The 6,978-nt window shown below is 65.2% G+C and carries 10 protein-coding genes; 8 read left to right on the top strand and 2 right to left on the bottom strand.

Annotated elements, in window-relative coordinates:
• The 3 genes from FEZ63_RS25250 to FEZ63_RS20800 form a co-directional block, all read left to right on the top strand.
• Positions 1 to 229, top strand: a 229-nt coding sequence (locus FEZ63_RS25250) for a hypothetical protein (RefSeq protein WP_201274236.1), incomplete at its 5' end; no start/stop codon positions are given.
• A 57-nt stretch (positions 230 to 286) separates the two neighbouring features.
• Positions 287 to 1,069 (top strand): ADYC domain-containing protein, encoded by a 783-nt coding sequence (locus FEZ63_RS20805; protein WP_150948103.1) that lies wholly within the window; start codon positions 287 to 289, stop codon positions 1,067 to 1,069.
• A 174-nt stretch (positions 1,070 to 1,243) separates the two neighbouring features.
• Positions 1,244 to 2,095 (top strand): sulfite exporter TauE/SafE family protein, encoded by an 852-nt coding sequence (locus FEZ63_RS20800; RefSeq protein WP_150948101.1) that lies wholly within the window; start codon positions 1,244 to 1,246, stop codon positions 2,093 to 2,095.
• A 3-nt stretch (positions 2,096 to 2,098) separates the two neighbouring features.
• Here the strand turns inward: FEZ63_RS20800 and FEZ63_RS20795 are convergent, their stop codons facing one another.
• Positions 2,099 to 2,296 carry a DUF1289 domain-containing protein gene (locus tag FEZ63_RS20795; protein ID WP_150948100.1) on the bottom strand — a complete coding sequence of 66 codons (198 nt, stop codon included), beginning with the start codon at positions 2,294 to 2,296 and terminating at the stop codon, positions 2,099 to 2,101.
• Between the two features lie 18 nt (positions 2,297 to 2,314).
• Complete coding sequence (cobS, locus tag FEZ63_RS20790; protein ID WP_150948098.1) at positions 2,315 to 3,154, bottom strand: adenosylcobinamide-GDP ribazoletransferase; 840 nt, start codon at positions 3,152 to 3,154, stop codon at positions 2,315 to 2,317.
• Positions 3,155 to 3,232: 78 nt separating this feature from the next.
• Here cobS and cobT point away from each other — a divergent pair, with 78 nt between their 5' ends.
• The 5 genes from cobT to FEZ63_RS20765 all read left to right on the top strand — a co-directional run bounded on the left by cobT (position 3,233) and on the right by FEZ63_RS20765 (position 6,975).
• Positions 3,233 to 4,261, top strand: a complete 1,029-nt coding sequence (cobT, locus tag FEZ63_RS20785; protein ID WP_150948095.1) for a nicotinate-nucleotide--dimethylbenzimidazole phosphoribosyltransferase — start codon at positions 3,233 to 3,235, stop codon at positions 4,259 to 4,261.
• Between the two features lie 168 nt (positions 4,262 to 4,429).
• Positions 4,430 to 4,711, top strand: a complete 282-nt coding sequence (locus tag FEZ63_RS20780; RefSeq protein WP_150948093.1) for a hypothetical protein — start codon at positions 4,430 to 4,432, stop codon at positions 4,709 to 4,711.
• Positions 4,712 to 5,057: 346 nt separating this feature from the next.
• Positions 5,058 to 5,483, top strand: coding sequence for a thermonuclease family protein (locus tag FEZ63_RS20775; protein WP_162419807.1), 426 nt, complete (start codon positions 5,058 to 5,060; stop codon positions 5,481 to 5,483).
• A gap of 53 nt (positions 5,484 to 5,536) precedes the next feature.
• Positions 5,537 to 6,187: a uracil-DNA glycosylase family protein gene (locus FEZ63_RS20770; protein ID WP_150948089.1), complete on the top strand. Its 651-nt coding sequence runs from the start codon at positions 5,537 to 5,539 to the stop codon at positions 6,185 to 6,187.
• Entirely contained in the window at positions 6,184 to 6,975 is a 792-nt protein-coding gene (locus FEZ63_RS20765; protein ID WP_150948087.1) for an enoyl-CoA hydratase-related protein, read from the top strand. Before FEZ63_RS20770 ends, FEZ63_RS20765 begins: the two co-directional genes overlap by 4 nt.
• Positions 6,976 to 6,978 lie beyond the last annotated feature (3 nt).

The following is a 6,978-nucleotide window of genomic DNA, read 5'->3' as shown; positions in this document are numbered from 1 at the left end:
CCTCAGCACGAACGGCCTCAGCACGAACGGCCTCAGCACGAACGGCCTCAGCACCAACGGTCTCAGCACGAACGGTCTCAGCACGAACGGCCTGAGCACAAACGGCCTGAGCACGAATGGCCTCAGCACGAATGGTCTCAGCACCAACGGCCGCCACGTCGGCGGCGCCGGCCGGCTCGATCTCGATGCCGTGGTTCTTCCCGACGGCTCGCTGGTTACCCTCAAGTAATCATCCGCAAAACCTGATCGCCTCTCAGGCTTCCGGGAGGTTTAACGAGCACCTCCCATGCGTCGCTGGCTGCTGCGTCTGCTTTCCGTCGCGCTCCTCTGCCTCCTGCCAAATTCCGGTCAGGCAAGTCCGGCGTATGGCCGCTTTCAGGTGGAAGAAGCCGAGTTCGTGCTGCGGCTCGCGGATGGCCGCGTGCTGCGCGGCGACGATCTCGTCGGCGTCACGTTGCGATTGTCGTCCGGGGAGGCGAGAGGGGATTTAAGTGTGACCGGGGTCGACGAGGATGAGACGGCGACAGGCGACAGGATCGTCCTCTATCGTTTGTCCTCGACCGGCCCCGGTGACGCCGCCGACCTGTGTCGCCCTGACATTCGCGGTCGGCGGCTTGGACTTCCGCTACCGAGCGGCGACGGCGGCTTCGATTTCGTCTGCACCAGCGGCGCTGCGGGCAAATGCGTCCTGATGGGATACCGTCCCTGGAAGCACTCGGATTCCGCGCCGTTGTCCGAGCTCCATCGCGCGTGCGTGCATATGCTGCGCGCCGATTATGGCGGCGATGACAGACCGACGACGCGGGACGGCACCGCCGTCGATATCTACGATCGCTTCGGCATTCAGTCGCCCGCCATGCGTCACGACATGCAGTTCGAGGCGGCGTGGGCCGCCGACGGCGCGGTTTGCGTGGCGCATCCGCGAATCCCCGAACATATGACGCTTGCCGAACTCGAAGAGCGCTATCCGCGTCTTGCCGGGCATCTCGGACAGCAGGCCTGCACCGAAGATGCCATGCGCGCGGTGCCGCGCGCCCTTCTGTTCAATCGCTCTGCGTCGCCCGACTAGAGTCGGATTCAGCTTCCTCGAATCTGATCCGTTTGTTTGCCGCATGATCTTTCGGCGAACCGGTATCCACCTCGCCGGATCAGCTCCAAGGGGATACCGGGTTTCTGCCCGAAGCCGCTTGCTGTTACCGGTGATTTCCCCCACAGAGGCTCTCGTCAGTTTCGGGGCGTCTCCATGTACGGCATTTCCCTCTTCGATCTTTCCTGGCTCGTGGTCGCGATGCTCGCCGCCGGCGCGCTGACAGGCCTGCTCGCCGGAGTGTTCGGGGTCGGGGGCGGTGCCGTCGCGGTGCCGATTCTCTACGAGTTGTTCCGCCTCGTCGGCGTGCCCGAAGAGGTGCGCATGCCGCTTTGCGTCGGCACGTCGCTTGCCATCATCATTCCGACGTCCATTCGCTCCTTCCTGGCCCATCGCGCCAAGGGCGCGGTCGACATGTCGATCCTGCGGGTCTGGGCCATTCCCGTCGTCGTCGGGGTCATCATGGGCAGCTTCATCGCCCGTTATGCGCCGGCGGATCTCTTCAAGACGGTTTTCGTGGTGGTGGCCGGCGTCTCGGCGATCCGCCTGCTCTTCGGCAAGGACACCTGGCGCTTCGGTCTTGATATGCCGGCAAAGCCCATCATGGTGGTCTATGGCTGGCTCATCGGCGTGCTCTCGGCCCTGATGGGGATCGGCGGCGGCCAACTCTCGAACCTGTTCATGACCTTCTACAACCGCCCGATTCACCAGGCGGTGGCGACCTCGTCCGGCCTCGGCATCCTGATCTCGATCCCCGGCGCCATCGGCTACATCTACGCGGGCCTGCCGCGCGCGGCGGAATATCCCGACGTGGTGGCGCTGCAGCTTCCGCTCGCCATCGGCTACATCTCGCTGCTCGGCTTCGTGCTGTTCGTGCCCACCAGCACGTGGTTGGCGCCCATCGGCGCGCGCCTTGCGCATACGCTCTCGAAGCGCCGGCTCGAAGTGGCGTTCGGCTTGTTCCTGGTGGTGGTCTGCCTGCGCTTTGCCGTCAGCCTGATCGCCTAAGCCTTAATCGGGCTTGTCGATCTGGACGGCGAACGCCTTGCGCATGCGCTCCGGCAAGGTCGCCATGATCCTCAGGCGCTCCTCCTCGCTCATGCGAAACCACCCGGCGATCTCCTCGGTCGTGCGTCCGCAGCCCTCGCACAGGCCGGTTTCCGGATCGAGGATGCAGACGCGGATGCAGGGGCTTGAAGCGCGGGTCATGATCTGACGCTTATGTTGTCATCGACCAAGCGCGATCAAGAGGCCGATCAAGGCGGCGATCTCCGCCACCTGCTGCGTCGCCCCCGCGATATCTCCCGTCTGCCCGCCGAGATGCCGGGCGGCAAATCGGGTCATGCTCCAGCCGGCAAGCGCCGCGAGGAGGCTCATCAGCGTCGTGCCCGAGGTCGGAAGGCTCGACATTAAGCCGAGAACCAGCGCAATTACGACCGCAATCACAGCCGCGAACCAGAACGCCTCGCGGCTCGGCTGGCCGACCGAGTGGGCCGCGCCATCGAGCCGCGCGGGCGGCAGGAATGCCAGCGGCATCAGGCCGGCGGTCCGCGACAACGAGGCGGCGATCAGCACGGCCAGCAGGGCGGCGAACATCGAAAGCTGCGAGGCGAGGCTCGCCAGCGCGCCGATTCGCAGGGCGAAGCCGAGAATCAGCGCCGAGGCCCCGAACGAGCCAATCTGGCTGTCGCGCATGATGGCAAGACGGCGCTCGCGCGTCGCGCCGCCGAAACTGTCGGCGGTATCGGCAAGACCATCCTCGTGAAGACCACCGGTGATGAGGGTGAGTGTGCCGACCGAGAGGGTGGCGGCGAGATACGGATCGAGGCCAAGCGTCAGGGCTGCAATCAGGACGAGGCCGGGCAGAACGCCGATGATCAGGCCGGCGAGCGGCACGACGCGCATCAGGGCGGGAAAGGTCGGCACCGCGTGAGCATCGCCCGATTCGAAGGGCAATCGGGGCACCGGAAGCCGGGAGAAGAACCGCACGGTTCGGGCGAGATCGACCAGAATTCCCTGCCATGCGCTGGGTGCGGCGCTCCCCGTCTCGTCGAATTGGTCGGACATGCTTCACCCCGCGCGGAACGACCGCTATAGGTCACGCCTCCTCGATTTCTGCAATGCCCTGATGGGCCGGAGCCCACCATGACCGAGACCGCCAGCGCACCCTTCGATGATATCCGCCGCCTGATCGCTACCATGCCGGGGCCGGACGAGGACGCTGTGGAGGCGGTCCGCGCCCGCGACCGGCAGCTGACGAAACCGGCCGGCGGTCTCGGCCGGCTGGAATGGCTGGCCGAATGGGTCGCAGCCTGGCAGGGGAAATCGCCTTCCATTGATCGGCCAATGGTCTGCGTTTTCGCCGGAAGCCACGGGGTCGTGGCGCGCGGCGTGTCGGCGTTCCCGTCCGAGGTCAACCGCCAGATGCTGGAGAATTTCTCCGCCGGAGGCGCCGCCATCAACCAGATCTGCGCCGATCTCGGCCTCGGCTTCAAGGTCTTCGATCTTGCCATTGACATGCCGACCCGGGATATCGTCGAGGATGCCGCCATGGATGAGAAATCCTGTGTCGCCACCATGGCGTTCGGAATGGAATCGCTTGCCGGCGGCACCGACCTTCTGGCCGTCGGCGAAATGGGCATCGGCAACACCACGATCGCAGCCGCCATCTATGCGGCGCTCTATGGCGGCGATGCGGCCCATTGGGTTGGACGCGGCACGGGGCTCGACGACGAAGGATTGAAGCGGAAGATCGCCGCCGTGGAAGGCGCGCTCGACCGTCATCGCGATCATCTGAAAGACCCGCTCGAAGTCCTGCGCCGTCTCGGCGGTCGCGAGATCGCGGCCATCGCGGGGGCGATTCTGGCGGCACGGTTGCAGCGCATTCCGCTCATCCTCGACGGCTACGTGACGACAGCGGCCGCCGCGATTCTCCACGCCATCCATCCGGCGGCCCTGGACCATTGCATCGCCGGCCACCTGTCGGCCGAGGGCGCGCATCAGGACGTGCTGCAGCGGCTCGGAAAGATCCCGCTTCTGGCCTTGGGGATGCGGTTGGGCGAGGGCAGCGGCGCCGCATTGGCGGCGGGGATCGTCAAGAGTGCGGTGGCCATCCACCGAAATATGGCGACCTTCGATCAAGCAGGCGTATCCGGACGCTTGCCGCAGGCCTGACCGGCCAGCGCTGCGACGCTGGATATCGTCGTCCCGTTAGGCGCCCAGGTGTGTGCTCACGCACCAGACGATGCGGGAAGCTGTTGTCCCTGCGAGCGGCCGTTCTATTTCTCTTCATTGCGTCGATATATCGATGCATATTAGGTCCACACTATGGAGAAGTTTCCTATGCCCATTCGATTTCCCGACTACAATCCTCCGGGCAAGCACTATACGCATCTCGTCCGGAAGAAGCCGGCCGATTCCACATCCGACGTCGATTTCTACTATGGCCCGCGCTATATCGGCGGCAAGGAAGGCGCCTGGGGAAACAGTGACTTCTTGTTCACGACTCTAGGCAACAACACCTACAAGCATGATCCTGCCGACAACTGGTACGGTCCGGATTATCCGTTCGGGAACGAGCTCACGCACGGCGGTCGGCCCATCGACAACTGGCTTCATTATTAGCCGACGGTCGGGGCCGGGCTCGCCCGGTCCCGATTTTCCAGTTCAAAGCTGCTGATCGTCGCCCATGTCTTTACCCGGTTTAAAGGGATGTCTAAGCAGGCTCGCAGGCCGAAAAAATCCTGATGAGTATCGACCGCCCAACCCGGGTGTTGTCAAAACTTCCGTAACGGTGCATCGTAACACAGCAACGTTCGGCCATGCCGGAGTTTCAGAGCGGTTGTGACCCATGTATTTAGGCGGCCAACGCTATTCCCGGGCCACGGAGCCGTCTCGTACGAGGCAGTCACGTACGAGAGGAATCCTCTCGCTTTTTCTCGCAGTCGGAATTGCGGGATGCGCCAATCTGATGCTGACACCGAGCGACAGGACGATTGAAGGCCGTGGGATTGCGACCGACGGCGATTCGATCCGGCTCGACAACCTCAAGATTCGCCTCAAAGGGATCGACGCACCGGAATTGGAGCAGACCTGCCAGCGCGGCAAGCAATCCTATCTTTGCGGGGAAATGGCCCGCGATGCGCTGCTGTCATTGATCCTCCGCAACCCGATCAAATGCCGCTCGGCGGGCCGGGACAAATACAAGCGGACCTTGGCCAAATGCTCGGTCGGGGAGGTCGATATCGGCGCCCATATGGTGGCATCCGGCTGGGCGCTCAGCTACGGGGAATATGCGTGGCAGGAGAGCGACGCGAGGGCGCGTCGCGCCGGTCTCTGGGCCGGCACATTCGATGCCCCGCGGGAATGGCGGCGGCGGCACCCGCTGGGGCGTTAACAGCGACGTCCTGTCGGATCGAAAATTCGCGCCCGGGGCCTTATCTCCGCCTGATGCCATCGCCCGCCGATTTCGAGACGCTCTCCCGCCAACTCCAGGCCTGCCGGATTTGCCGCGACGCCCCGCGCTACGGCGCCGCGCTCGCGCATGAACCGCGCCCGGTCCTGCAGGGCAGCGCGACCGCGCGCCTGTGCATCGCCAGCCAGGCGCCGGGAACGCGGGCGCATGCCAGCGGACGACCGTTCTCCGACCCCTCCGGCGTGCGGCTGCGGTCCTGGCTCGGTCTTGACGAGACGGCCTTCTACGATGCCTCCCGGGTCGCCATCGTGCCGATGGGGTCCTGCTTTCCGGGCCATGACGCCAAAGGCGGCGACCTGCCGCCCCGGCGCGAATGCGCCGAGGCGTGGCGGGCGCCGCTCTTTGCCGCCCTGCCGCATATCGAACTGATCCTGGTGATCGGCCAATACGCGCAGGCCTGGCATCTCGGCGATGATTTCCGTGACGGCCTGACGCGGACGGTGGAGCGCTGGCGCGACATCCTGGCGACGCCCCGTCGGCCGCGCGTTCTGCCGATGCCGCATCCGTCCTGGCGCAACAATGGATGGCTGAAACGCAATCCGTGGTTCGAAGCTGAGCTTTTGCCGGTGCTTCGTCAGGAAGTCCGCTCTATGCTCGCTGCCGACGAACGGGAGACGGCCGCATGACCGAGACGACGTTGCGCTGCACGATTGACGGACCTGTTGCCACCATCGCGCTGGCGCGGTCGGACAAGCTGAACGCGCTCAACGGTGTGATGCATCAGGAATTGCGCGACGCGCTGGCGCGGTTCGCCGCCGACGAGGCCATTCGTGTCGTCGTGCTGACCGGCGAGGGCAGGGGCTTCTCGTCGGGGCAGGATCTCACCGAGGAGTTGCCGCGTGATGCCGATAACCGCATCGATCTCGGCCCGCCGCTTGCGCGCGACTACAATCCGCTGATCCTGCAACTGGTGGGCTATCCCAAGGTGACCATCGCGGCGCTGAACGGTCCGGCGGTCGGCGCATCCATGAATATCGCGCTCGCCTGCGACGTGGTCGTGGCGGCGCGTTCGGCCTATCTGCAGGAAGCGTTTGCGCGGATCGGGCTCATTCCCGATGCGGGCGGCACATGGATCCTGCCGCGGCTCGTCGGCCCGAAACAGGCCCTCGCGCTGATGCTGTCAGCCGAGCCGATTCCGGCCGAGGAGGCGAAGGCGATGGGCATCGTCTACCGGGTCTTCGAGGATGCCACCTTCCGGGACGAGGTCGGCGCTTTCGCGACGCGGCTCGCCCAAGGGCCGGCGCTCGCCTACCGGCTCACCAAGCAGGCTCTGGCAAAGAGCCTCGGCAACGATCTCGAGACGCAATTGGCGCTCGAGGCCGAGCTGCAGCAGCAGGCCGGCTTCAGCGACGATTTTGCCGAGGGCATCACGGCCTTCCGCGAGAAACGCGCGCCGCAATTCAAGGGCCGTTGAGGA

The sequence above is a fragment of the Microvirga brassicacearum genome, from assembly GCF_008757455.1.
GTDB lineage: Bacteria > Pseudomonadota > Alphaproteobacteria > Rhizobiales > Beijerinckiaceae > Microvirga > Microvirga brassicacearum.
This window is presented reverse-complemented; position numbering and strand designations above follow the sequence as displayed.